This is a genomic window from Streptomyces sp. NPDC055815, from assembly GCF_053616475.1.
The window spans coordinates 149,572-172,068 of record NZ_JBSHDU010000005.1 but is presented as its reverse complement, the minus strand read 5'-3'; the positions used below and the strand labels follow the sequence as shown (position 1 = coordinate 172,068).

Sequence of the window (22,497 nt, the reverse complement as noted above, 5' to 3'; positions counted from 1 at the left end):
GCTTGTGCTACCAGTCCTCGCGCGACCGGCCGGAGGAGCTGAACTTGCGTACGACGTAGATCAGTCCGGCGACGAGCGCCACGAAGAGCAGCACCTTGAAGAGCACGGCGACCACGAAGGTCAGGACGCTGGTGATCAGTCCGCCGAAGACGAACAGGGCGAGGAGGGGTATGGCGACCCACTTCACCCACCAGGGCATCCCCGCGAGAATCTCTCGTACGGCCATCGTCCCTACCTCGCTCTCGAAGAACCGCTCGGCGCACTCCGCGCCCGAACACTCTCCAGGCTAGGGGCGGGAGGAAGCCCGTGGGGGCCCTGCGGCCCCCGCTCTCCCCTGATCCGCCCCCTAGGGGCTCAGGGTCTCCCGCACCCCTCGGCCTCCGGGTCCGGCTCAGCCTCCGGGTCCGGCTCGGCCTCCGGGGCCGGCTCAGGCTCCGGGTCCGGCTCGATCTCCCGGGCCGGCTCAGCCCTCCGGTGGGGAGAAGACCACCATGACCCGCAGGTCCTCGCTGATGTGGTGGAACCTGTGCTCCACCCCGGCCGGCACATAGACCACGCTGCCGCGCGCCACCTGGGTCGTCTCCGTCCCGACCGTGATCGCCGCCCGGCCGCTGACCACGAAGTACACCTCGTCCTGGCCGTGCGGCCGCTGCGGGTCGAGCTCCCCGGCGTCCAGCGCGTACAGGCCCACCGACATGTTCCGCTCGCGCAGGAACTGGAGGTACGCGCCCTTGTTCGCGGCGCGCTCCGCCTCCAGTTCGTCCAGCCGGAATGCCTTCATCGCCTGCTCGCCCCTGCCATTGGCCCGATCATGTCTGCCACGATCAGACACATGAAGAATTTTGTAGTCAAGACGCTCGCGAACGCGGGCGCTCTCGGAGTCGCCATCTGGCTGCTCCAGGACATCACCCTGACCGGTGACAGCACCGGCAAGAAGGCCTGGACGCTCATCCTCGTCGCCCTGGTCTTCGGTCTGGTGAACTTCCTGGTGAAGCCGATCGTCAAGCTGCTGACGCTTCCCCTCTTCATCCTGACCCTCGGCCTGATCACCCTGGTGGTCAACGCCCTGATGCTGCTCCTCACGTCCTGGCTGGCCGATCAGCTCGACCTCAGCTTCCACGTGGAGGGCTTCTGGACCGCCGTCCTGGGCGGCCTGATCATCTCCGTCGTCTCCTGGGCGCTGAACGTCGTGCTCCCCGACGGCGACTGAGTGGAAACCATGGCCTACCGCGTCTGCTTCGTCTGCACGGGCAACATCTGCCGCTCGCCGATGGCCGAGCACGTCTTCCGCCGTCGGGTGGAGGAGGCCGGCCTCGGTGAGCTGGTGGTGATCGACAGCGCGGGCACCGGAGGCTGGCACGAGGGCCACGGAGCCGATCCGCGCACGGTCGCCGTGCTCGACGAGAACGGATACACCTCCGCGCACACCGCGCGGCAGTTCCGTTCCGCGTGGTTCCCCGACCTCGATCTGGTCATCGCCTTGGACGAGGGGCACCTGCGGGAGCTCCGGCGGCTCGCCCGCACCCCCGAGGAGGCGGCGCGGATACGGCTCCTGCGCTCCTACGACCCGGCCGCCGGGGCCGGACTCGACGTCCCCGACCCCTATTACGGGGGCCGCGAGGAGTTCGAGGAGTGCCTGGAGATGGTGGAGGCCGCGAGCGAGGGACTGCTCGCGGCCGTACGCACGGAACTGGAGGAAAGGACACCGTGACGCACGAGGAACTCGGCGACGGCACCCGGGCGGTACGGGCGGGACTGCCCGAGCCCGTGAAGTACGAACCGACCCTGCCGGGGCCGGTCTTCGCGGCCCACTTCCACCTGCCGGGCGAGCCGACCGGCCCGTACACCTACGGCCGCGACGAGAACCCCACCTGGACACACCTGGAGCGGGCGATCGGCGAGCTCGAGGCACCGGGGGAGGAGGGCGTGGAGACGCTGGTCTTCGCGTCCGGCATGGCCGCGATCTCCGCCGTCCTCCTCTCCCAGCTGAAGGCCGGCGACGCCGTGGTGCTGCCGTCCGACGGCTACCAGGCGCTGCCCCTGCTGCACGAGCAGCTGCGGGCGTACGGCGTCGAGGTCCGCACCGCGCCGACCGGCGGCGACGCCCAGCTGTCCGTACTGGACGGGGCCCGGCTGCTGTGGATCGAGACCCCCTCCAACCCGGGTCTCGACGTCTGCGACATCCGCCGACTCGTGGCGGAGGCGCATGCGGCCGGGACGCTCGTCGCCGTCGACAACACCCTCGCCACCCCGCTCGGCCAGCGCCCGCTCGCTCTGGGCGCGGACTTCTCCGTCGCCAGTGACACCAAGGGCATGACCGGGCACGGTGACGTCCTGCTCGGCCATGTGAGCTGCCGGGATCCTCGTCTCGCGGCGGAGGTACGACGCTGGCGCAAGATCGTCGGCGCCATCCCCGGCCCCATGGAGGCCTGGCTCGCCCACCGGTCGCTCGCCACGCTCCAGCTGCGGATCGACCGGCAGTGCTCCACCGCGCTGGCACTGGCGCGGACGCTCGCCGAGCGCGCGGACGTCACCGGGCTTCGCTACCCCGGCCTGCCCGACGACCCCTCGCACGCGGTGGCCGCCCGGCAGATGCGGCGCTTCGGACCGGTGGTCTCCTTCGAGCTGGCGGACCGCAAGCGCGCCGAACGGTTCCTGGAGGAGCTGCGGCTCGTGGACGACGCCACCAGTTTCGGCGGGGTGCGTTCCACGGCGGAGCGGCGCGGGCGCTGGGGCGGGGACGCGGTCGCGGAGGGCTTCATCCGCTTCTCGGTCGGGGCCGAGGACCCGGAGGACCTGATCGCCGATGTGCTGCGCGCCCTCGACGAGGCCGGAAGCGCGGGCTGATCAGGGGTCGGGGCACGGACCGAGGACGCTCCGAGCCTCCCCCCTCGTGGCTCGGAACGACCTCGGTTCCACGCGCGGAGACCGCCTGAACAAGGCTAGTTGACTGTGCGTCAGTGTCCAATCACGGTAGCGACAGCGACCTATCGACTTATTTATAGTTGGACGGTCCTGAGGCGCAGTCAGCCGACCGCCTGAGTCGAACGGCCGCACGGCCGGGAGGGGGCGGACATGGATCTGGCCCTGCTGCGCACGTTCGTCACGGTGCACCGGGCCGGCTCCTTCACCCGCGCCGCCGCGCTCCTGGGCCTCTCCCAGCCCGCCGTCACCAGCCAGATCCGCACCCTGGAACGACAGCTGGGGCGGCCGCTGTTCCTCAGACAGGCGCGCGGCGTCACCCCCACCACGATCGGCGACGAACTGGCGCACCGCGCGGCGCCCCATCTGGACGCCCTCGTGGAGATCGCCGAGACCGGGGTCGACGAGGACAGCGGGGTCCGCACCCTCCATCTGGCCGGGCCACCTGAGTTCACCGCGCTCCGTGCGCTGCCCGCCCTCACCCCACTGGTCCAGCAGGGGCTCGCCGTACGGGCCTCCTTCCCCGGCACCACCGAGGAGATCCTCGACGGGCTCGCCGCGGGCCATCACGATCTGGCCATCTCCGCCGCCCGCCCCCGCGGCGGTCTGCTCGTCTCCACCCCGCTCTGCGACGAGGAGCACGTCCTGGTCGCGGCTCCGCGCTGGGCCACCCGGCTCTCCCCCGAGGTGCTCCTGGGCGAGGGCGCGGTGGTCCTGGAACAGCTGCCGGTGGTCGAGGTCCATGAGTCGCTGCCCTTCGTCTCCCGCTACTGGGCGAGCGTCTTCGAGACCAAACCGGCGGACGCCGCCACCGTCATCGCCCCCGACCTGCGGGCCGTGCGGGACTCGGCCGCCTCCGGTGCCGGGCTCGCCGTCCTGCCGCGCTACCTCTGCGAGGAAGCCCTGCTGCGAGGGGACCTCGTGGCGCTGCTCGACCCCCCGGTGCCTCCGCTCCGGACGTACTTCCTGGTCGCACGGACGGGGACGCTCGCGCTCGCCCCTCTCGCGCGGGCGCATGAGGAGCTGCTGCGCGCCGCCGGGAACTGGTGAGTTTCAGGACACCTCGGACGGGCCATTTTCTTCCCATGACCGAACGGCCCGTGATCAAGCGCACCGCACGCGCCATCCTGCTCGACGGGGACGACCTGATCCTCATCAAGCGGACCAAGCCCGGAATGGATCCCTACTGGGTCACGCCCGGCGGCGGCGTGGAGCCCACCGACGCCACTGTCGTCGAGGCCCTGCACCGCGAAGTGCTCGAAGAGCTCGGCGCCAAGATCACCGATGTGGTGCCCTGCTTCGTCGACACCGTCGAGCACATCGTCGACGGCGGAGTCTCCGGGGTGAAGGTCCAGCACTTCTTCGTGTGCCGGCTCGGCTCCATGGACACCTCCCTGCGCCACGGCCCCGAGATCGAGGAGCCGGTCGGCGAGTACGAGATCGTCCGGGTGCCCTTCAACCGGGTCGGCATCGCCGCCGTGCACCTCGTCCCGCTCTCCCTGCGCCACTACCTCGACGGCAACATCGAGGGCGTCCGCGCGATGCACGCCCCCGACCTGGGCTAACCGGTGGTCGCGGGGGCGAGCTCCGCGAGGAAGTCATGGCGGATGCGGTCCGAGGGGACGCCCGCCCCGCGCAGTGCGTCGACCCCGCGGCGGACCATGTCGAGCGGGCCCGAGAGATACGCGTCCCGTTCGTTCCACGGGCCGTAGCGGCAGACGGCGTCCGGGAGCCTTCCCTGCTCCTCGGTGACCGGGTGGACGGAGAGCCACGGAAAGGTCTTCTGCAGCCGCAGCATCGTGTCGATGTCGTAGAGGTCGTGGCCGCTGCGCGCCCCGTAGAAGACATCGACCGGGCGCCGGTCCCCGTGTTCGGCGACGTCCTCGACGAGCGCCTTGATCGGCGCTATCCCCGTGCCACCGCCCATGCAGAGCAGGCCGGTGTCCGTGGAGTGGTCGACCGTCATCGAGCCGGCCGGCGGACCGAGCCGCAGCACGTCCCCGGGGCGGGCCCGGTGGACCAGCGCGTTGGACACCCAGCCGGCCGGGACGGCCTTGACGTGGAGGGAGAGCAGCCCGTCCGGCCGGGGTGCCGAGGCGAAGGAGTAGTGACGCCATATCCGGGGCCACCACGGGGTCTCGAGCGTCGTGTACTGCCCGGCGAGGAAGGGGTACGACTGGTCGGGCCTGAGCGTGACGACCGCGATGTCCGGGGTGCGCAGATCGTGGGAGACCACCTCGGCCTGCCACCAGGCGGGCGCGGTCCGCTCGTTCTCCGCGGCCGCGTCGATCATGATCTGGGAGATCGTCGTGTACGTGCGGACCCAGGCCGCCTCGGTCTCCTCGTCCCAGCTCTTCTCGGCGTACCGCGTGAGCGCGCCGATGAGGGCCTCGCCGACGGCCGGATAGTGGGCGGCCTGCGTTCCGTACTTCCGGTGTCCCCTGCCGAGGTTCTCCAGGTACGCGGTGAGGACCGGGGCGTCGTCCATGTGCTCGGCCGCCGTCAGCAGGGCCTTCAGGAGCCGGTCCCGCTGGGTGTCCATGGCGGCGGGGAACATCTCGCGCAGCTCGGGGTGGTGGGTGAAGAGCAGGGCGTAGAAGTACGAGGTCACCCGGTCGGCGACCGGTGCGATCTCCGCCAGGGTGCGCCGGACGAGCACGGCGTCGGCGGAGGGTCCCTCGGATATCCGGGGTTCCTTCCCGTCCGGCGTCGGGGACTCCCGTTCGTCCGTCGTGGTGGTCGGAGCATCCATCATCTGCCTCGCCTCGCGCTGGCCGGCTTCCTGGTCGCAGGATGGCGCTTCCGGTCGGCGCTTCGGGCAGAAAGTGGCATTCTCGGGCCATAGGCCCGGGTTTCTGGCTAGGCTGCGCTGTTTCGGACCAGGGCGTAGGCCTCCCGCAGGTCCCCTCCGACGTAGCTGTGGCGGGAGAGCGGCGCGAGATGGTGGTCCGCGTTCACGGCCACGGTCTCCGGCACGATCGCGAAGAGCTCCGCGTCCGACATCGAGTCCCCGTACGCGACGCAGTCGGCCGGGTCCACTCCGTACCCCGCGCAGAGCTCCCGCGCGATGCGCACCTTGGCCCCCGCGTTGAGAATGCCCGGCCGGTGGATCGGCTCGGTGAAGGGGACCGCCGGCCAGAGCGAACCGTGCGTCGTGTCGACGCCCCAGTCGAGAAGCCGCTCGACGAAGAAGTCGGGCGAGAGGGAGATGACGGCGCAGCGGTCCCCCCGGGCCCGGATGTCCGCCCAGACCTCGCGGATGCCCATCAGCCAGGGCGCCCCTTCGAAGGCCGCCGCGACCTGCTCGGGGGTGAGCGCGGACCACAGCGCGTGGGCCTGGACGGCGAACTCGTCCGGCGTGAGCCCCCGCAGGAACCCCTCCTCCAGCGCGGTGATCTCGTCCACCAGGCCCAGCTGTCGGGAGATCTCCACGGCGGCGGCCGAGCCCCGGATCAGGGTGCCGTCGAGGTCGAAGAGGTGCAGGCGTCGCGTGCGGGTGTCTCGGGGTTTCACGTGAAACATCGTCCGTGCGGCACGGGACGGAATCAACGCTTCCAGGGGTATCGGTCCGTGGGCTCGGCCGGATCCCATAAAGCGGTGGACGAGAGATCATCGCGTCGGACAGCCTGAAAGGCATGCCGATTTCCCCCGCTCCCCTCGCTCAGCTCCCGATCCGCCGTCTCACGCCGGAGGACCTCCTCTCCTGCGCCGACCTCTCCGAGAACCGGGAATGGCCACGCGAGGAGCACAAGTGGGGACTGCTGCTCACCGCCGGCACCGGCTACGGCATCGACGACCCCGACGGCCCCGGCCTCGCCGCCTGCTCCATGGTCACCTCCTACGGTCCGGGGCTCGCCGCGATCGGCATGGTGCTCGTCGCCGAGCGGTACGCCCGCCAGGGCGTGGGACGCCGGCTCATGCAGCACGTCCTGGCGGAGGCGGGAGACACCCCGCTCACGCTCTACGCCACGGCGAACGGACAGCCCCTGTACGAGCAGCTGGGCTTCACCGAGACGAGCCGCTCGGAGATGGTGCGCGGGCGGTTCACCTTCACCGCACCCGCCCCGGACATCCCGGTCCGCCCGGCCACGGCGGAGGACCTCCCGGCCGTCCTGCGCCTGGACCACGAGGTCTTCGGGCTCGACCGCACCCACCTCATCGCCCGGCTCCCCGCGTTCGCGGACCACCTCCGGGTCGCCGAGGAGGACGGCGAGCTCACCGGCTTCGCGGCCGCATGGCCCAATATGGACACCCATGTCATCGGCCCCCTGATCGCCCGGGACCCGGGTACGGCCAAGGCCCTGATCGCCTCCCTGGCCGCCGCCACCGACCGCCCGCTGCGCACGGACATCGACGTACGCCACACCTCGCTGCTGAGCTGGGCGAAGGAGAACGGCATCGGCACGATCACCACCACGTCGGTGATGATCCGCTCCCTGCCCGACCTCCCCGGTGACTGGCGACGCCGCTTCGCTCCCCTGACGGTCGCCGCCGGTTAGGGACGGGCGCTGCCGGTCAGGGACAGCCGCCGGCTCGGTTTACTTGCAGACGCGCATAATTGCGTCGCTTCGTCTACCCTGGACCACACGCCGCTCCGGCGCCGAGGAGAGACCGAGGAGAGACCATGACCGCGACGGACCCCGCACTCACCGCGCTCTCCCAGCGCTGGTGCGCCCTCTCCCTGCTGCACGGCAGGATCGAGGCCCACCTCGAGCGGGCCCTGGAGTCCGGGCACGGTCTGAGCGTGCGGGAGTACTCGCTGCTCGACGTCCTCAGCCGTCAGCACAGCGGCCCCGGCGGCCACCTCCAGATGAAGCAGGTCGCCGACGCCGTCGTGCTCAGCCAGAGCGCCACCACCCGGCTCGTCACCCGACTGGAGGACCGCGGCCTGCTCACCCGCTACCTCTGCGCCACCGACCGGCGCGGCATCTACACCGATGTCACCGAGGCCGGCATGAAGCTCCTCGAAGAGGCCCGTCCCACCAACGACAGCGCACTGCGCGAGGCCCTCGACGAAGCCGCCAAGAACCCCGAGCTGGCAGCGCTCGTCCAGGTCGTGGAGGGCGTGGGCGCGCCCGCGTGACACGGGCGCGCGTACGCTGCGGGGCATGAGCGATCTTGAGATACGCCCCGCCACCGCGGAGGACCTGCCGGCCATCGTCGCGATGCTCGCCGACGACCCCCTGGGCGCACAGCGCGAATCCCCCGACGACCTCGCTCCCTACCTCACCGCCTTCGAGCGCCTCGCGAACGACCCGAACCAGCACGTGGTCGTGGCCGTCCGCGAGGACAAGGTCGTCGGCACCCTCCAGCTGACGGTCATCCCGGGGCTTTCCCGTCGGGGCACCACCCGGTCGATCATCGAGGGAGTCCGCATTCACTCCGACGAGCGCGGCAGCGGTCTTGGCACGCAGCTCATCGAGTGGGCGGTCGCGGAGTCCGAGCGCCAGGACTGCCGCCTCGTCCAGCTGACCTCGGACGTCACCCGCACCGACGCCCACCGCTTCTATGAGCGCCTGGGCTTCGAGGCCTCGCACGTGGGCTTCAAGAAGAGCCTCTGATGACGTGTTTCACGTGAAACAGCACGGTTTCACGTGAAACATCATCCAAAGACCCGTGATCGGCGGGTCAGAGACCGCGCCAGCCCGCCTCGTCCACGCCGCCGGGGACCGCGTCCGCCGGGTCGTACGGCTCGCGCGTGAAGACGAACGACCCGAGGTCGAGATGGCTCACGCTGCCGTCGGCGCGCCGCACCGCCCGGAGCGTCTCCCCCGCGTAGTAGCCGTTCAGCCCGACCCAGCCACCCTCGGGAAGGGCTCGGAACCGAGCCCGTCGGCCGGCGCCCCGCAGGGGTTCGAGCACGACGCTCCGCTCGAGGCCGAGCCGAAGCCCGTAGGCGTACGTGCCCCAGTACCAAGGCCCCGTGAGGGAGAGCAGCTCCTCGTCGACCTCGGCCTCGGGAAGGGGCCGCCACGGCTCCGGGAGCCGCGGCTCCGCCTCCGCCACGATCCGTACGAGATCGGAGGCCACAGCCCCCGCCAGCGGGCCCGACGTGGCGTTGGAGAGGGCGATCCCCGCGAGTCCGTCGTCCACACTCACCCACAGACAGGCGACGAAGCCCGGGAGGGAGCCGGTGTGACCGATCAGGGTGCGGCCGTCCCTGCGCAGCAGCTGGAGGCCGAGCCCGTAGCTGCCCTCCCAGTCGCCTTCCCCGGCCGGCGAGGCCGGGGCCCGCATCTCCTCCACCGAGGACGTGGCGAGCACCCGCTCGTCCCCCGCCGCGAGGAAGGCGGCGAACCGGGCGAGGTCGGCGGCCGTCGACCAGAGCTGCCCGGCCGGTGCCATCAGGCCGAGGTCCTCGGAGGGCTCGGGCATCATGACGTCGGCCCAGGGGTGCACGGCCCAGCCGCCCGCGTGCGGAGCGACGGGATCGAGCGTCGTACGGCTCATCCCGAGCGGTTCCAGGATCTCGCGCCGCAGCGCCTCCTCCCAGGTCACTCCGCGCACCGCCTCGACGAGTGAACCGAGCAGCGTGTAGCCGGGGTTGGAGTAGTGGTGGCGGCGCCCCGGCGACTGGAGGAAGGGCTGCTCCCCCAGCACGTCGGAGAGCTCCGGCCGCAGCTCGGCGGAGGACCGCTCCCACCAGGCGCCCGACGTCTCGGCCGCGAGACCGCCGCTGTGGGTCAGGAGTTGAGCGATCGTCACCTCACCGACGCCCGTGCCCTTCAGGTGCTTCTCCAGCGGATCGTCGAGCCCGAGCAGGCCTTCGTCCCGCAGTCGCATCACCAGCACGGCGGTGAACACCTTGGTGATGGACCCGATCCTGAACTGGGTGTCCGCGTCGGGCGCGTGGCCGTCCACACAGCTGCGCGAGCCGCTCCACACCAACGCTCCGTCGCGGACCACCGCCCCCACGAAGGAGGGCGTCCGCCCCTCGGTCTGGGCGACCGCGACACGGTGCAGCAGGGCCCGCTCGGTCCCGGGCAGCAATGCTTCGAATGATGTCGTCATAGACACCATCCAACGCGATCCCCGCCACGGGACTTCCCGAACGGATCAGGTCTGGGCCATGTCCACGAAACGGGAGTAGTGGCCCTGGAAGGCCACGGTGATGGTCGCCGTCGGGCCGTTACGGTGCTTACCGACGATGATGTCCGCCTCGCCCGCGCGCGGCGACTCCTTCTCGTAGGCGTCCTCGCGGTGCAGCAGGATCACCATGTCGGCGTCCTGCTCGATCGAGCCGGACTCACGCAGGTCGGAGACCATCGGCTTCTTGTCCGTGCGCTGTTCGGGGCCACGGTTCAGCTGGGAGAGCGCGATCACCGGCAGTTCCAGCTCCTTGGCGAGGAGCTTCAGGTTTCGCGACATGTCGGAGACCTCTTGCTGACGGCTCTCCTGCCGCTTGGAACCACCCGACTGCATGAGCTGCAGATAGTCGATGATGACGAGCTTGAGGCCGTTGCGCTGCTTGAGCCGGCGGCACTTCGCGCGGATCTCCATCATCGACAGGTTCGGGGAGTCGTCGATGTACAGCGGGGCCTGGGAGACGTCGGGCATCCGGCGGGCGAGCCGGGTCCAGTCCTCGTCGGTCATCGTGCCGGAACGCATGTGGTGGAGCGCGACCCGGGCCTCGGCCGAGAGCAGTCGCATCGCGATCTCGTTGCGGCCCATTTCGAGGGAGAAGATGACGCTGGGCAGGTTGTGCTTGATGGAGGCCGCCCGGGCGAAGTCCAGGGCGAGCGTCGACTTACCCATGGCGGGACGGGCCGCGATGATGATCATCTGGCCGGGGTGCAGTCCGTTGGTGAGCGAGTCGAGGTCGGTGAAGCCGGTGGGCACACCCGTCATCTCACCGCTGCGGGAGCCGATCGCCTCGATCTCGTCGAGCGCGCCCTCCATGATGTCGCCGAGCGGCAGGTAGTCCTCGGTGGTGCGCTGCTCGGTGACGGCGTAGATCTCGGCCTGGGCCGAGTTCACGATCTCGTCGACGTCCCCGTCGGCCGCGTAGCCCATCTGCGTGATCTTGGTGCCGGCCTCCACGAGGCGGCGCAGGACCGCCCGCTCGTGGACGATCTCCGCGTAGTACGAGGCGTTGGCCGCGGTCGGCACCGACTGGACCAGGGTGTGGAGGTAGGAGGCGCCGCCGACGCGGGTGATCTCGCCGCGCTTGGTGAGCTCGGCGCCGACCGTGATCGGGTCGGCCGGCTCGCCCTTGGCATAGAGGTCGAGGATCGCCGCGTAGACGGTCTCGTGGGCCGGCTTGTAGAAGTCGTTGCCCTTGATGATCTCCACGACGTCCGCGATGGCGTCCTTGGAGAGGAGCATGCCGCCGAGGACGGACTGCTCGGCGTCGAGATCCTGCGGGGGAACGCGCTCGAAGCCGGAGAGCCCGCCGTCCCAGGGACCGTCGCCGCCCCGCTCGTGCTGGTCGTCGCGCCCGCGGCCACGGCCGCGCCCTTCGCCTCGGGTACGGGTGGGCAGCCGGTCGCTCGGTCCGCTGTCGGCCCAGGGGTCGTCCATGGGCTCGGTAACGCTCACCAAGCCACCTCCTCCCGTCCGCTCCGCGGACCTCGCCTTGCCACTCTTTCTTACGCCACGGCCTTGATCAAAGAGTGGCTTTGCGACCGCTTCTGGCGCGTCGGGCGCCGGACCACGGTAGGCCCGCGGGAGGCGTCAGCCAATCTGGTTATCCACAGGCCCTGTGGGTGAAGGGCCAGATGCTGTGGAGAACTCGCCGGATCCTGTGCACGGAGCGGGGGACAGCCATGTGGACAAACTCATAACACCCCCGCCCTCACACATCTGACCTGCACGTTTCCCATCCACGGGCTGTGGGGGAGAAAAAGTTCTCCCCCTGGACCAAGATCAGAACAAACGGCCCACACCCGAAGCCCCGCACCAGTGAAAAGTAAGGATCACTTAGGCATTGCATCTCTTACCTGTGGAAGATTAGATTGAGCCCATGACTCTGGCCCCCGCGACCCCCAAGGCCGTCCGCCGACAGCACGACCGCGAGATCGTCTCCCTCGCCCTGCCGGCCTTCGGTGCTCTCGTCGCCGAGCCGCTGCTCCTCATGGTCGACAGCGCCATCGTCGGCCACCTCGGCACACCTCAGCTCGCGGGCCTCGCGATCGCCGCGGCCCTGCTCTCCACGGCCGTCAGCGTCTTCGTCTTCCTGGCCTACGCCACCACGGCCGCCGTCGCCCGACGCGTGGGCGCGGGCGACCTCCCGGCCGCCATCCGGCAGGGCATGGACGGCATCTGGCTCGCGCTCCTCCTCGGCGTCGCCGTCGTCGCCCTGACCCTGCCCACCGCACCCTGGCTCGTCGACGTCTTCGGCGCCTCGGACACCGCCGCCCCGCACGCCATCACCTACCTCAGGATCTCCAGCCTCGGCATCCCCGCCATGCTGGTGGTCCTGGCCGCCACCGGCGTCCTGCGAGGCCTCCAGGACACCCGTACACCCCTCTACGTCGCCATCGCCGGCTTCGCGACCAACGGCGCACTCAACATCGGCCTGGTCTACGGGGCCGGTCTGGGCATCGCCGGCTCCGCCTGGGGCACGGTCATCGCCCAGTGCGGCATGGCCGCCGCCTACCTCGTCGTGGTCGTACGGGGCGCCCGGCGCCACGGCGCCTCCCTCCGTCCCGACCCGGCCGGCATCCGCGCCTCCGCCCAGGCCGGCGTCCCGCTCCTGGTCCGTACGCTCTCGCTCCGCGCGGTCCTGATGATCGCCACGGCCGTCGCCGCCCGGCTGGGAGACGCGGAGGTGGCCGCCCACCAGATCATCCTGTCCCTGTGGAGCCTGATGGCCTTCGCGCTCGACGCGATCGCCATCGCGGGCCAGGCCATCATCGGCCGCTACCTCGGCGCGGACGACGCCGACGGCGCACGGCAGGTCTGCCGCCGCATGGTCCAGTGGGGCGTGGTCTCCGGGGTGGTGCTCGGCGCGCTGCTCATCGTCGCCCGCCCCTTGTTCGTCCCGCTCTTCACCGGCGACACCACCGTGCAGGACACCCTGCTCCCCGCACTCCTGGTCGTCGCACTCTCCCAGCCGATCTCCGGCGTGGTCTTCGTCCTGGACGGCGTCCTCATGGGCGCGGGAGACGGGCCCTACCTGGCCTGGGCCATGCTGATCACGCTGGCGGTCTTCGCTCCGGTCGCGCTCCTCGTCCCGACGCTCGGCGGCGGGCTGACGGCGCTCTGGTGGGCGATGACCCTGATGATGACGGTCCGCATGGGCACCCTCTGGTTCCGCATGCGCTCCGGCCGCTGGATCGTCACGGGCGCCACCCGCTGACACACGTCCTGTTTCACGTGAAACAGGAGAGGAGAACAGCGGAAGGGCCGTACCCCGAGGGGTGCGGCCCTTCCTCACTGCTGAGCGCAGACTGCCAAGGGCAGCGTTACGCGGCGACGACCTCGACGCCGAGCTTCGCGGCAACCTCGGGGTGCAGACGCACGGACACCTGGTGCGAGCCCAGGGTCTTGATCGGCGAACCGAGCTCGACGCGACGCTTGTCGACGTCGGGGCCACCCGCGGTCTTGATCGCCGAGGCGATGTCGGCCGGGGTCACGGAGCCGAAGAGACGGCCGGCGTCGCCGGAGCGAACGGCCAGGCGGACCTTCGTGCCCTCGAGCTGGGCCTTGATCTCGTTGGCCTGCTCGATGGTCGCGATCTCGTGGATCTTGCGGGCGCGGCGGATCTGCGCCACGTCCTTCTCGCCGCCCTTGGTCCAGCGGATCGCGAAACCGCGCGGGACCAGGTAGTTGCGAGCGTAGCCGTCCTTGACGTCGACGACGTCGCCAGCGGCACCGAGGCCGGAGACCTCGTGGGTGAGGATGATCTTCATTTTTCGGTCACCCTTCCCTTATCGCGCGGTGGACGTGTAGGGCAGCAGCGCCATCTCACGGCTGTTCTTGACGGCCGTGGCGACGTCACGCTGGTGCTGCGTGCAGTTGCCGGTCACGCGGCGGGCACGGATCTTGCCGCGGTCGGAAATGAACTTCCGCAGCATGTTCGTGTCCTTGTAGTCCACGTACGCGGTCTTGTCCTTGCAGAACGCGCAGACCTTCTTCTTAGGCTTGCGCACAGGCGGCTTCGCCATGGTGTTTCTCCTGTGTGATCAAGAAGTGGGGGTACGAGCTGCTTCCGGGGCTGGGCCCTAGAAGGGGGGCTCGTCCGAGTAGCCGCCGCCGGAGTTTCCACCCCAGCCGCCACCGCCGCCGCCCTGCTGGCCGCCGCCGGAGGGGCTGCCGGTCGCCCACGGGTCGTCGGCGGGAGCACCGCCGCCACCCTGCTGGGGACCGCCGGAGTTTCCACCCCAGCCGCCACCGCCGCCGCCCTGCTGGCCGCCGCCGCCGTATCCACCCTGGCCGCCGCGACCGGTGGTCTTGGTGACCTTGGCCGTGGCGTTCTTGAGGCTGGGGCCGACTTCCTCGACGTCCAGCTCGTAGACCGTGCGCTTGACGCCCTCACGGTCCTCGTAGGACCGCTGCTTCAGCCGGCCCTGCACGACGACGCGCATGCCTCGCTGAAGCGACTCCGCGACGTTCTCCGCCGCCTGACGCCAGACCGAGCAGGTCAGGAAGAGGCTCTCGCCGTCCTTCCACTCATTGGTCTGACGGTCGAAGGTGCGGGGGGTGGACGCGATACGGAACTTCGCGACCGCCGCACCGGACGGGGTGAAGCGCAGCTCGGGGTCGTCGACAAGATTGCCGACGACCGTGATGACGGTCTCGCCTGCCATGGGGGAACCTCTCGGCGGGTTTGCTTCTGGCTGCTGTGTTGCTACTCGAACCCGATGACCTCTGAGCTAGAAGCTCAGTGGGTCTCGGGACGGAGGACCTTGGTCCGGAGGACCGACTCGTTCAGGTTGAGCTGGCGGTCGAGCTCCTTGACGACCGCAGGCTCGGCCTGCAGGTCGATGACCGAGTAGATGCCCTCGGGCTTCTTCTTGATCTCGTAGGCGAGACGACGACGGCCCCAGGTGTCGACCTTCTCGACCTTTCCGTTGCCCTCACGGACGACGGAGAGGAAGTTCTCGATCAGCGGGGAGACAGCGCGCTCCTCGAGATCGGGGTCGAGGATGACCATCACCTCGTAGTGACGCATGTGGAACCCACCTCCTTTGGACTCAGCGGCCACGGTCGTTCCGTGGCAGGAGGGTCGTGATGCGTAAGCAACGGTATCCGCCACCACTGACAGTCCCCTCGACGAGCGAGGAGCGCTGTCGGGGATCCCGGAGGGACCTGGGCAGACACCGGCGCAGCTGTACAGAGTACCCGCACATCGGCTTCCGGTTGAAATTCTCCGGCGAGGGGACGCAATCTGTACACAACGGATGTGGGCGGCGCTACGATGCGCCGCCTTCCGGCAGGCACGCCAGGAGGTGCCCCATGGCACAGGCAATGCGACCCGACCCCGGCCACTCTCTCTTCGCGACCGACGGCAAGCCCCACCCGCTCCAGGACACCCTGATGGCTGTCACGCTGGTGCTGGGGATCATCTCGTTCACCACCGCGCAGTTCGACAACCTGCATCTGCTCAGTTCCTGGTCGGGTCTGATCGGCATCCTGACCGGCGCGTACGGACAGTTCATCTCCGTGACGACGCGCGAGCGCTTCCTGCTGATCCTCGGACTCGGGGCGTCTGCGTTCGGTTTCTACCTCGGAATGGCGCACGGGGGCCTCTTCGGCGGCGTCATCAGCTGAGGCTGGTCGCACGTCGGCGCACACACACTTATTCGGGGCGCTCCACGGTCACAGTAGGCTTCGGCGCGAGAGCCGGAGCCCCTGACCGATGGGGACACACCTGCCGAGGAGCGCCCCGCATGAGCCTGACCCTGAGGACCATCAGCCGTGAGCAGCATCTGGCATTCATCCAGAGCCAGCCCGCCGCGAGTCACTGCCAGGTCCCGGCATGGGCGGATGTGAAGACCGAGTGGCGCTCGGAGAACCTCGGTTGGTTCGACAAGTCCGGTGAGCTCGTCGGCGCCGGCCTGGTGCTCTACCGCCAGCTCCCGAAGATCAAGCGCTACCTCGCCTATCTGCCCGAGGGCCCGGTCATCAACTGGTACGCGCCGAACCTGGACGACTGGCTGCAGCCGATGCTGGCTCACCTCAAGCACCAGGGCGCCTTCTCGGTGAAGATGGGCCCGCCGGTGGTCATCCGCCGCTGGGACTCGACCGCCATCAAGGCCGGCATCCAGGACCCGGACGTCAAGCGCCTCAAGGACGTCGAGGCGACGCACATCGAGCCGCGCGCCTTCGAAGTCGCGGACCGGCTGCGGAAGATGGGCTGGCAGCAGGGCGAGGACGGCGGCGCCGGCTTCGGCGACGTGCAGCCCCGCTACGTCTTCCAGGTCCCGCTCGCGAACCGCTCGCTCGACGACGTCCTCAAGGGCTTCAACCAGCTGTGGCGCCGCAACATCAAGAAGGCCGAGAAGGCCGGTGTCGAGGTCGTCCAGGGCGGCTACGAGGACCTGGCCGAGTGGCAGCGGCTGTACGAGATCACGGCCGTCCGCGACCACTTCCGGCCCCGCCCGCTCTCGTACTTCCAGCGCATGTGGACCGTCCTCAACAACGAGGACCCCAACCGCATGCGGCTCTACTTCGCGCGCCACAACGGTGTGAACCTGTCGGCCGCGACCATGCTCGTCGTCGGCGGGCACGTCTGGTACTCCTACGGCGCCTCCGACAACATCGGCCGCGAGGTCCGGCCCTCGAACGCGATGCAGTGGCGGATGCTCCGCGACGCGTACGCCATGGGCGCCACCGTCTACGACCTGCGGGGGATCTCGGACTCGCTCGACGAGACCGACCACCTCTTCGGCCTCATCCAGTTCAAGGTGGGCACCGGTGGCGAGGCCGTCGAGTACGTCGGCGAGTGGGACTTCCCGCTGAACAAGCTGCTGCACAAGGCGCTCGACATCTACATGTCGCGCCGCTGACCGTTCCGTAGGCTTCGTAGTCTCGTACACACCTTTGATACACCGCTGCCGTCAGAAAGGTTCCGGGCCGGCCATGGCGCTCTCCCTCTACGTCGACACCGCGCGCTGGCGGGCGCACCAGAAGACCGTCATCGAGCAGTTCCCCGGTCTCATTCCGGTGTGCAAGGGCAACGGCTACGGCTTCGGCCACGAGCGCCTCGCGGACGAGGCGTCCCGGTTCGGCGCCGACATGCTGGCCGTGGGCACCACGTACGAAGCCGCGAAGATCAAGGACTGGTTCGGTGGCGACCTGCTGGTCCTCACCCCCTTCCGCCGGGGTGAGGAACCGGTTCCGCTGCCCGACCGGGTGATCCGTTCCGTGTCGTCCGTGGACGGCGTCCACGCCCTCGTGGGCGCCCGGGTCGTGATCGAGTGCATGAGCTCGATGAAGCGGCACGGCGTGCGCGAGGAGGAGCTCCAGCAGCTCCACTCCGCCATCGAGGACGTCCGTCTGGAGGGCTTCGCCCTCCACCTGCCCCTGGACCGCCCGGACGGCACCGACGCGGTCGAGGAGGTCATCGCCTGGATGGACCGGCTGCGGAACGCCCGGCTGCCGCTGCACACCATGTTCGTCAGCCACCTGCGGGCCGAGGAGCAGGCCCGGCTCCAGCAGCAGTTCCCGCAGACCCGCTTCCGCGCCCGCATCGGCACCCGGCTGTGGCTGGGCGACCACGAGGCCACGGAGTACCGGGGCGCCGTCCTGGACGTGACCCGCGTCGCCAAGGGCGACCGGTTCGGCTACCGCCAGCAGAAGGCCGCCTCGGACGGCTGGCTGGTCGTCGTCGCCGGCGGCACCTCCCACGGCGTGGGCCTGGAGGCCCCCAAGGCCATGCACGGCGTCATGCCGCGCGCCAAGGGCGTCGCCCGGGCGGGCCTCGCCACCGTCAACCGCAACCTCTCGCCCTTCGTCTGGGCCGGGAAGCAGCGCTGGTTCGCCGAGCCGCCGCACATGCAGGTGTCGATCCTGTTCGTGCCGGCCGACGCCCAGGAGCCCCGGGTGGGCGACGAGCTCGTGGCGCATCTGCGCCACACCACGACGCAGTTCGACCGGCTCGTCGAACGCTGAGCCGGCCGAAAAAGCATTCACCCCCGGGAGCAGGACTCCCGGGGGTGAATGCTTTTTCGGTCAGTCGGGGTCGGGGGCGAGCCACGGATCGCCGGGGTCGTCGGCGGTGCCCCAGCGGACCCGTCGCCCCTCCTCCACGGCCGGGGCCGCGTGCCGGGCCGGACGGGCCGCCCTGCCCGCCACGAAGACGTCCTCCGCGCCGTCCAGGACGCCGCCCGAGGGGTCGTCCGCACCGTCCTGCCGGACGGGGTCCTTCTCGGGCGCCAGGATGTCCCGTACGACCATCGCGCACAGGTACAGCGTGCCGAGCAGGTGCAGGACGATCGCGAACTGGTAGCCGTCCACCGGAAGGCCCTGCTTGTTGCCGCTGGTCGTGAAGGCCAGGTACATCCAGACGCCGACGAAGTACACGACCTCGCAGCCCTGCCAGACCAGGAAGTCCCGCCAGCGCGGCCGGGCGAGCGCGGCCAGCGGAACCAGCCACAGGACGTACTGCGGCGAGTACACCTTGTTGGTCAGCACGAACGCGGCGACGATCAGGAACGCCAGCTGGGCGAAGCGGGGCCTGCGGGGCGCCGTGAACGCCAGGAACACGAGACCGGCCACCGCAGCCGCCATCAGCAGCAGCGCGTACAGATTGGCCCGCCCCGGCGTGATCACGTCACCGGTCCGCTGGCTGAACAGCAGCCAGATCGAGCCGAAGTCGACGTTCCGGTCCCGGCTGAAGAGGTAGAACTGCTTCCACCCCTCCGGCGCGAGCAGCATCACGGGCAGGTTCACGACCAGCCACGCCCCGCACGCGCCGAGCACCGCGGTCCCGTACGCCCGCCACTTCCCGGCACGCCAGCAGAGCAGCAGCAGCGGGCAGAGGAGCAGTATCGGGTAGAACTTCGCGGCGGTGGCCAGGCCGAGCAGGATCCCGAAGGCCAGCGGCCGGCTCCGCGACCACATCAGGACGGCGGCGGCGGTCAGCGCGACGGCCAGTATGTCCCAGTTGATCGTGGCGGTGAGCGCGACCGAGGGCGCGAGCGCGACCAGGAGGCCGTCCCAGGGGCGCAGACGGTGCGTCCGGGCCACACAGACCGCCAGGACGGCCGCGCAGACCATCAGCAGGCCCGCGTTGACCAGCCAGTACCACTGCTCCCGCTGCGTCATGTCGCCGCCGCCCGGCGTCAGCCAGGCCGCGACCTCCATGAACAGACCGGTGAGGACCGGGTACTCCAGAAACGGTATGTCGCCGCCCAGCCGGTCGAAGTACGGGACCAGGCCGTCCGCGAAGCCCCGCCCGGCGAAGAGGTGCGGGATGTCCGAGTAGCACGCGTGCGTGTACTGGGAGGTCGTGCCCCGGAACCAGGCCCAGTTGTAGCAGGGCAGTTTCTGCACCATGCCGAGGGCGTACACGCCGAGGGCCACGAGCGCGATCACCCGCACCGGCGTCAGCTGCCCGGTGCCGGCCGCCGCCCGGCGGCCGTAGGGGCCACCGATGAGTTCGCTGCCCGCGGCGGCCACCTTGTCCCGGTGGGTGGGGACGACCGTCTGCGAGCGGTCCCGCGGCGCGCTCGACTTCTGGAGGCTCGGCATGGGGGACATCCTGCCGTACGTCCCCGGGAAATCGGCGAGGGCCGCCGCGGCCGGCCCGTACGGAAAGTACGGAGCGGACGCGGCGGCCCTCAGGACGTTCCCCGGTGAAGGGATCAGGGACTCCAGAAGCCCCCGGGTTTACCGTTCCCGTTGCCGCCGGAATCGGCCGTCGGCGAGTCGGTCGGCGTCGGACTCGTGGGTGGCGAGGTGGTGGGCTCCCCGGTGCTGCCTCCGGGATTGCCCGCGTTGCAGTCGATGTCCCAGATGCTGCAGGTCGTCTTGCCCGGCTTCGGCGTCCTGGTCGGCGTCGGGGGAGTCGTCGTCGGCGTCGCCGGGGGAGTCGTCGACGGCATCGTCGACTCGGTCGGCGTCGGGGTGGCCGTCGGGGTCGGGGTCGGGCTCGGCACGCCGCCGAAGACGGGCTCGGCGCCCTCGATCTTCTCCGGCTCGGGGAAGTCCACGACCGCGTCGTCCTTCACGGCGACCGTCATGTAGTCCTTCCAGATCCGCGAGGGGAACGACGAACCGTGGACCTTCTCCTGGCCACCGGTGTCGTACATCTCCAGGAACTCGCGGCCCTTCTTCGTGTCGTCGTCGTCGTAGCGGAACATGTCGATCGCGGTCGCGAGCTGCGCGGTGTACCCGACGAACCAGGCCGACTTGTTGTCGTCGGTCGTACCGGTCTTGCCGGCCACGGCACGGCCCGGGATTCGGGCCTTCTTGCCGGTGCCCTCGTCCTCGTCGACGACGCTCCGCAGGACATCGGTGACGTTGCTGGCGATGGCCGGCGTGAAGGCGCTCTTGGGCTTGGCATGGTGCTTGTACTCCATGCCCGTGCTCATCTTCTTGACCATCTCCACCGAGTAGGGATCGTTCTGCTCACCCTTGTTGGCGAAGGTGGAGTAGGCGCCGGCCATGCGGATCGCGCTCGGGCTGGAGATACCGAGGGAGAACGACGGCACCTCGCCCTGGACGAGCGAGCTCTCCAGCAGACCCGCGTCCACGGCGGTCTGGCGCACCTTGTCGATGCCGATGTCCATGCCCAGCTGCACGTACGGCGAGTTGGCGGAGCGGACCATGGCCCTACGAAGGGTGATGCTGGGGTAGCTGGCGTGCTCGTCGTTGCTCTGACGCCACTCCTTGCCCTTCTCGTTGACCCAGATGTCGCCGTTGTACTTGCGGACGACCTGCTTGTCCTTGCCGGCGTACCGGCTCTTGTCCGGATCCACGATCGTGCGGGTGGACTCGTCCTGGACCGGCCCGAGCTTCGGGTCCCGGACGCCGTGCTTCATCGCGGCGGCGAGCACGAAGGGCTTGAACGTCGAACCGACCATGGCGCCGGTGGCATCGGCGTTGTTGGTGTAGTGCTTGGTGTAGTCGGTGCCGCCGTAGAGGGCGACGATCTTCCCGCTCGCCGTGTCGACCGAAGCACCGCCGAACTGGACGTACGTGTCGTCGTCCGGGCGCTTCTTCGGGTCGATGTTCTCCTTGATGACCTTCTGGATGGACTTCTCGAGCGCGTTCACCTTGTGCTTGTCGAAGGTCGTGTGGATCTCGTAGCCGCCGCGCTCCAGCTCCGCGAGGCTGATGTCGAACTGGGACTTGATGTTCGCGTTGGCGGTCTTGACCAGGTAGCCGATCTGGCCGGTCAGGTTGGCGCTCTGGCTCGGCTTACCGACCTTGGGGAAGGTGGTGTACTTCGCCCGCTCCTCGGCGGTGAGACGCCCGTCCTTCTGCATCTCGTCGAGGATCCACTTCCACCGCTCGGTGGCCCGCGTGGTGTTCGCCTCGGCGGTGGCCCGGGGGTCGATCTCGGGGTAGCCGGCGGGGTCGTAGTACGTCGCACCCTTCAGCACCGCGGCGAGCAGCGCCGACTCACCCGGGTCGAGCTTCTCGGCGTCCTTGTTGAAGTAGGCACGGGCTGCTGCCTGAATACCGTACGCGCCACGCCCGTAGTACGAGGTGTTCAGGTAGCCGGCCATCACCTCTTCCTTGGTGACCTCGTTGCCGACCTTCATGGAGATGAAGAGTTCCTTCACCTTCCTGGTGAGGGTCTGCGACTGGTCGTCGAGGCGGTTGTTCTTCACGTACTGCTGGGTGATGGTCGAGCCACCCTGGGTCTCGCCGCCCTTGGCCATGTTCCACACGGCGCGGGCGATACCCATGGGGTCGACACCGGAGTCTTCCCAGAAGGTCTTGTTCTCCGCCGAGATCACCGCGTCCTGCATGGACTTCGGGATCTGCGCGAACTGGACGATCTGGCGGTTGGCACCACTGCCCGTGGCGACCATGCGCGTGTTGTCGGACCAGAAGTAGATGTTGTTCTGCGACAGCGCGGTGGTGGCTTCCTTGGGGATCTCCACCTGCGAGTACGCGGCGTAGGCAACGCCCATCAGACTCGCCACGAAGAACAGGAACGTGCCCGTCACGAGCTTCCACGACGGCATCCAGCGACGCCAGCCGTACTTGTTGTGGCGCGGGTAGTCGATGATCCGCTTCTTGCCGGGCTGACGGCCGCCGGAGCCCCGCCCCGGGCCGTTGCCGCCGCGACCGCCGCCACCGCCACCGCGCCGCCCCCCACCGGGACCGCCGGGGCCGCCGGGGCCCGCGTCGGCACCTCTGCGCCGGCTGCCGCGCTGGGCGGCCCGGCGGGCCTCCGCGCGCCCTCCGTAGGGACGCTGCTCCTCCCCGTGCGAGGGAGGACCGTACGAGGCCGAAGGGGCCTCCATACCGACGTCATGGGCCGGGGCCGACCTGCGGCCCGGCTGCTGGGCAGCGCGCCGTGCCGCCGCGCGACCGCCCGTCGGCGGCTGCTGCGGCGGCATTTTGCGACGATGCTCGCTCATCGAACGACTACTCCTCGGGCAGGCGCGTACGCCTGGAAGCGGCAGTTGAGTTCCGGTCCCCCCGAAATGCGCACGGCGGGAACCCATCGGA

24 protein-coding genes are annotated in these 22,497 nt (G+C 69.8%); 12 read left to right on the top strand and 12 right to left on the bottom strand.

Annotation, left to right across the window (positions count from 1 at the left end; all coding sequences use genetic code 11):
• Positions 1–7: 7 nt before the first annotated feature.
• Both ACWGN5_RS06130 and ACWGN5_RS06125 read right to left on the bottom strand, forming a co-directional pair.
• Positions 8–226: a DUF5326 family protein gene (locus tag ACWGN5_RS06130; RefSeq protein WP_453511652.1), complete on the bottom strand. Its 219-nt coding sequence runs from the start codon at positions 224–226 to the stop codon at positions 8–10.
• A 237-nt stretch (positions 227–463) separates the two neighbouring features.
• Positions 464–781: a cupin domain-containing protein gene (locus ACWGN5_RS06125; RefSeq protein ID WP_041130210.1), complete on the bottom strand. Its 318-nt coding sequence runs from the start codon at positions 779–781 to the stop codon at positions 464–466.
• 51 nt (positions 782–832) lie between these two features.
• Between ACWGN5_RS06125 and ACWGN5_RS06120 the strand changes: the two genes are divergently transcribed.
• The 5 genes from ACWGN5_RS06120 (at position 833) to ACWGN5_RS06100 (ending at position 4,487) form a co-directional block, all read left to right on the top strand.
• Positions 833–1,210, top strand: coding sequence for a phage holin family protein (locus tag ACWGN5_RS06120; RefSeq protein ID WP_369145338.1), 378 nt, complete (start codon positions 833–835; stop codon positions 1,208–1,210).
• 9 nt (positions 1,211–1,219) lie between these two features.
• Positions 1,220–1,711 carry a low molecular weight protein-tyrosine-phosphatase gene (locus tag ACWGN5_RS06115; protein WP_453511651.1) on the top strand — a complete coding sequence of 164 codons (492 nt, stop codon included), beginning with the start codon at positions 1,220–1,222 and terminating at the stop codon, positions 1,709–1,711.
• Positions 1,708–2,847: a cystathionine gamma-lyase gene (locus ACWGN5_RS06110; protein WP_453511649.1), complete on the top strand. Its 1,140-nt coding sequence runs from the start codon at positions 1,708–1,710 to the stop codon at positions 2,845–2,847. The genes ACWGN5_RS06115 and ACWGN5_RS06110 overlap by 4 nt, the downstream gene beginning before the upstream one ends.
• A gap of 228 nt (positions 2,848–3,075) precedes the next feature.
• On the top strand, positions 3,076–3,972 hold the full coding sequence (locus tag ACWGN5_RS06105) for a LysR family transcriptional regulator (protein ID WP_453511648.1): 897 nt from the start codon (positions 3,076–3,078) through the stop codon (positions 3,970–3,972).
• Positions 3,973–4,007: 35 nt separating this feature from the next.
• Positions 4,008–4,487 (top strand): NUDIX domain-containing protein, encoded by a 480-nt coding sequence (locus ACWGN5_RS06100; RefSeq protein WP_453511647.1) that lies wholly within the window; start codon positions 4,008–4,010, stop codon positions 4,485–4,487.
• Here ACWGN5_RS06100 and ACWGN5_RS06095 read toward each other — a convergent pair.
• The gene (locus tag ACWGN5_RS06095; RefSeq protein ID WP_453511646.1) at positions 4,484–5,677 is read right to left on the bottom strand and encodes a globin domain-containing protein; all 1,194 of its coding nucleotides are present in this window, start codon (positions 5,675–5,677) and stop codon (positions 4,484–4,486) included. The two genes, ACWGN5_RS06100 and ACWGN5_RS06095, sit on opposite strands and share 4 nt — an antisense overlap.
• Positions 5,678–5,781: 104 nt before the next feature.
• The gene (locus tag ACWGN5_RS06090) at positions 5,782–6,444 is read right to left on the bottom strand and encodes an HAD family hydrolase (RefSeq protein WP_453511645.1); all 663 of its coding nucleotides are present in this window, start codon (positions 6,442–6,444) and stop codon (positions 5,782–5,784) included.
• Between the two features lie 113 nt (positions 6,445–6,557).
• On the opposite strand from ACWGN5_RS06090, the gene ACWGN5_RS06085 reads away from it, so the two are divergent.
• From ACWGN5_RS06085 to ACWGN5_RS06075, 3 genes are all read left to right on the top strand, one after another.
• Positions 6,558–7,421, top strand: a complete 864-nt coding sequence (locus tag ACWGN5_RS06085; protein WP_453511644.1) for a GNAT family N-acetyltransferase — start codon at positions 6,558–6,560, stop codon at positions 7,419–7,421.
• A gap of 125 nt (positions 7,422–7,546) precedes the next feature.
• On the top strand, positions 7,547–8,005 hold the full coding sequence (locus tag ACWGN5_RS06080; protein ID WP_453511643.1) for a MarR family winged helix-turn-helix transcriptional regulator: 459 nt from the start codon (positions 7,547–7,549) through the stop codon (positions 8,003–8,005).
• Positions 8,006–8,030: 25 nt separating this feature from the next.
• On the top strand, positions 8,031–8,483 hold the full coding sequence (locus ACWGN5_RS06075) for an N-acetyltransferase family protein (RefSeq protein WP_453511642.1): 453 nt from the start codon (positions 8,031–8,033) through the stop codon (positions 8,481–8,483).
• A 67-nt stretch (positions 8,484–8,550) separates the two neighbouring features.
• Here ACWGN5_RS06075 and ACWGN5_RS06070 read toward each other — a convergent pair whose 3' ends face one another.
• Both ACWGN5_RS06070 and dnaB read right to left on the bottom strand, forming a co-directional pair.
• Complete coding sequence (locus ACWGN5_RS06070) at positions 8,551–9,933, bottom strand: serine hydrolase domain-containing protein (RefSeq protein ID WP_453511640.1); 1,383 nt, start codon at positions 9,931–9,933, stop codon at positions 8,551–8,553.
• Between the two features lie 45 nt (positions 9,934–9,978).
• Positions 9,979–11,460: a replicative DNA helicase gene (dnaB, locus tag ACWGN5_RS06065; protein ID WP_453511638.1), complete on the bottom strand. Its 1,482-nt coding sequence runs from the start codon at positions 11,458–11,460 to the stop codon at positions 9,979–9,981.
• Positions 11,461–11,884: 424 nt separating this feature from the next.
• Between dnaB and ACWGN5_RS06060 the strand changes: the two genes are divergently transcribed.
• Positions 11,885–13,222 carry an MATE family efflux transporter gene (locus ACWGN5_RS06060; protein ID WP_453511637.1) on the top strand — a complete coding sequence of 446 codons (1,338 nt, stop codon included), beginning with the start codon at positions 11,885–11,887 and terminating at the stop codon, positions 13,220–13,222.
• Between the two features lie 106 nt (positions 13,223–13,328).
• Here ACWGN5_RS06060 and rplI read toward each other — a convergent pair whose 3' ends face one another.
• The 4 genes from rplI to rpsF form a co-directional block, all read right to left on the bottom strand.
• The gene (gene rplI, locus ACWGN5_RS06055; RefSeq protein WP_053640001.1) at positions 13,329–13,775 is read right to left on the bottom strand and encodes a 50S ribosomal protein L9; all 447 of its coding nucleotides are present in this window, start codon (positions 13,773–13,775) and stop codon (positions 13,329–13,331) included.
• Between the two features lie 18 nt (positions 13,776–13,793).
• The gene (gene rpsR, locus ACWGN5_RS06050; RefSeq protein WP_005315025.1) at positions 13,794–14,030 is read right to left on the bottom strand and encodes a 30S ribosomal protein S18; all 237 of its coding nucleotides are present in this window, start codon (positions 14,028–14,030) and stop codon (positions 13,794–13,796) included.
• A gap of 57 nt (positions 14,031–14,087) precedes the next feature.
• Positions 14,088–14,672, bottom strand: a complete 585-nt coding sequence (locus ACWGN5_RS06045) for a single-stranded DNA-binding protein (protein ID WP_351176423.1) — start codon at positions 14,670–14,672, stop codon at positions 14,088–14,090.
• Positions 14,673–14,746: 74 nt separating this feature from the next.
• Positions 14,747–15,037: a 30S ribosomal protein S6 gene (gene rpsF / locus ACWGN5_RS06040; RefSeq protein ID WP_015034882.1), complete on the bottom strand. Its 291-nt coding sequence runs from the start codon at positions 15,035–15,037 to the stop codon at positions 14,747–14,749.
• Positions 15,038–15,321: 284 nt separating this feature from the next.
• On the opposite strand from rpsF, the gene ACWGN5_RS06035 reads away from it, so the two are divergent.
• From ACWGN5_RS06035 to ACWGN5_RS06025, 3 genes are all read left to right on the top strand, one after another.
• Positions 15,322–15,636, top strand: coding sequence for a hypothetical protein (locus tag ACWGN5_RS06035; RefSeq protein ID WP_453511636.1), 315 nt, complete (start codon positions 15,322–15,324; stop codon positions 15,634–15,636).
• A 119-nt stretch (positions 15,637–15,755) separates the two neighbouring features.
• Positions 15,756–16,874: a lipid II:glycine glycyltransferase FemX gene (locus ACWGN5_RS06030; RefSeq protein WP_086823884.1), complete on the top strand. Its 1,119-nt coding sequence runs from the start codon at positions 15,756–15,758 to the stop codon at positions 16,872–16,874.
• A gap of 73 nt (positions 16,875–16,947) precedes the next feature.
• Positions 16,948–17,979, top strand: coding sequence for an alanine racemase (locus ACWGN5_RS06025; protein ID WP_453511634.1), 1,032 nt, complete (start codon positions 16,948–16,950; stop codon positions 17,977–17,979).
• A 60-nt stretch (positions 17,980–18,039) separates the two neighbouring features.
• On the opposite strand, the gene ACWGN5_RS06020 is transcribed toward ACWGN5_RS06025, so the two are convergent.
• Complete coding sequence (locus ACWGN5_RS06020) at positions 18,040–19,560, bottom strand: glycosyltransferase family 87 protein (protein WP_453511633.1); 1,521 nt, start codon at positions 19,558–19,560, stop codon at positions 18,040–18,042.
• A gap of 113 nt (positions 19,561–19,673) precedes the next feature.
• Complete coding sequence (locus ACWGN5_RS06015) at positions 19,674–22,406, bottom strand: transglycosylase domain-containing protein (protein WP_453511632.1); 2,733 nt, start codon at positions 22,404–22,406, stop codon at positions 19,674–19,676.
• Positions 22,407–22,497 lie beyond the last annotated feature (91 nt).

What these genes read in the sequence shown, in the direction of transcription:
- ACWGN5_RS06130 (WP_453511652.1), bottom strand. Translation starts at nt 226, where the DNA reads ATGGCCGTACGAGAGATTCTCGCGGGGATGCCCTGGTGGGTGAAGTGG.
- ACWGN5_RS06125 (WP_041130210.1), bottom strand. Translation starts at nt 781, where the DNA reads ATGAAGGCATTCCGGCTGGACGAACTGGAGGCGGAGCGCGCCGCGAAC.
- ACWGN5_RS06120 (WP_369145338.1), top strand. Translation starts at nt 833, where the DNA reads ATGAAGAATTTTGTAGTCAAGACGCTCGCGAACGCGGGCGCTCTCGGA.
- ACWGN5_RS06115 (WP_453511651.1), top strand. Translation starts at nt 1,220, where the DNA reads ATGGCCTACCGCGTCTGCTTCGTCTGCACGGGCAACATCTGCCGCTCG.
- ACWGN5_RS06105 (WP_453511648.1), top strand. Translation starts at nt 3,076, where the DNA reads ATGGATCTGGCCCTGCTGCGCACGTTCGTCACGGTGCACCGGGCCGGC.
- ACWGN5_RS06100 (WP_453511647.1), top strand. Translation starts at nt 4,008, where the DNA reads ATGACCGAACGGCCCGTGATCAAGCGCACCGCACGCGCCATCCTGCTC.
- ACWGN5_RS06095 (WP_453511646.1), bottom strand. Translation starts at nt 5,677, where the DNA reads ATGATGGATGCTCCGACCACCACGACGGACGAACGGGAGTCCCCGACG.
- ACWGN5_RS06090 (WP_453511645.1), bottom strand. Translation starts at nt 6,444, where the DNA reads ATGTTTCACGTGAAACCCCGAGACACCCGCACGCGACGCCTGCACCTC.
- ACWGN5_RS06085 (WP_453511644.1), top strand. Translation starts at nt 6,558, where the DNA reads ATGCCGATTTCCCCCGCTCCCCTCGCTCAGCTCCCGATCCGCCGTCTC.
- ACWGN5_RS06080 (WP_453511643.1), top strand. Translation starts at nt 7,547, where the DNA reads ATGACCGCGACGGACCCCGCACTCACCGCGCTCTCCCAGCGCTGGTGC.
- ACWGN5_RS06075 (WP_453511642.1), top strand. Translation starts at nt 8,031, where the DNA reads ATGAGCGATCTTGAGATACGCCCCGCCACCGCGGAGGACCTGCCGGCC.
- ACWGN5_RS06070 (WP_453511640.1), bottom strand. Translation starts at nt 9,933, where the DNA reads ATGACGACATCATTCGAAGCATTGCTGCCCGGGACCGAGCGGGCCCTG.
- ACWGN5_RS06060 (WP_453511637.1), top strand. Translation starts at nt 11,885, where the DNA reads ATGACTCTGGCCCCCGCGACCCCCAAGGCCGTCCGCCGACAGCACGAC.
- rplI (WP_053640001.1), bottom strand. Translation starts at nt 13,775, where the DNA reads ATGAAGATCATCCTCACCCACGAGGTCTCCGGCCTCGGTGCCGCTGGC.
- rpsR (WP_005315025.1), bottom strand. Translation starts at nt 14,030, where the DNA reads ATGGCGAAGCCGCCTGTGCGCAAGCCTAAGAAGAAGGTCTGCGCGTTC.
- ACWGN5_RS06045 (WP_351176423.1), bottom strand. Translation starts at nt 14,672, where the DNA reads ATGGCAGGCGAGACCGTCATCACGGTCGTCGGCAATCTTGTCGACGAC.
- rpsF (WP_015034882.1), bottom strand. Translation starts at nt 15,037, where the DNA reads ATGCGTCACTACGAGGTGATGGTCATCCTCGACCCCGATCTCGAGGAG.
- ACWGN5_RS06035 (WP_453511636.1), top strand. Translation starts at nt 15,322, where the DNA reads ATGGCACAGGCAATGCGACCCGACCCCGGCCACTCTCTCTTCGCGACC.
- ACWGN5_RS06030 (WP_086823884.1), top strand. Translation starts at nt 15,756, where the DNA reads ATGAGCCTGACCCTGAGGACCATCAGCCGTGAGCAGCATCTGGCATTC.
- ACWGN5_RS06025 (WP_453511634.1), top strand. Translation starts at nt 16,948, where the DNA reads ATGGCGCTCTCCCTCTACGTCGACACCGCGCGCTGGCGGGCGCACCAG.
- ACWGN5_RS06020 (WP_453511633.1), bottom strand. Translation starts at nt 19,560, where the DNA reads ATGCCGAGCCTCCAGAAGTCGAGCGCGCCGCGGGACCGCTCGCAGACG.
- ACWGN5_RS06015 (WP_453511632.1), bottom strand. Translation starts at nt 22,406, where the DNA reads ATGAGCGAGCATCGTCGCAAAATGCCGCCGCAGCAGCCGCCGACGGGC.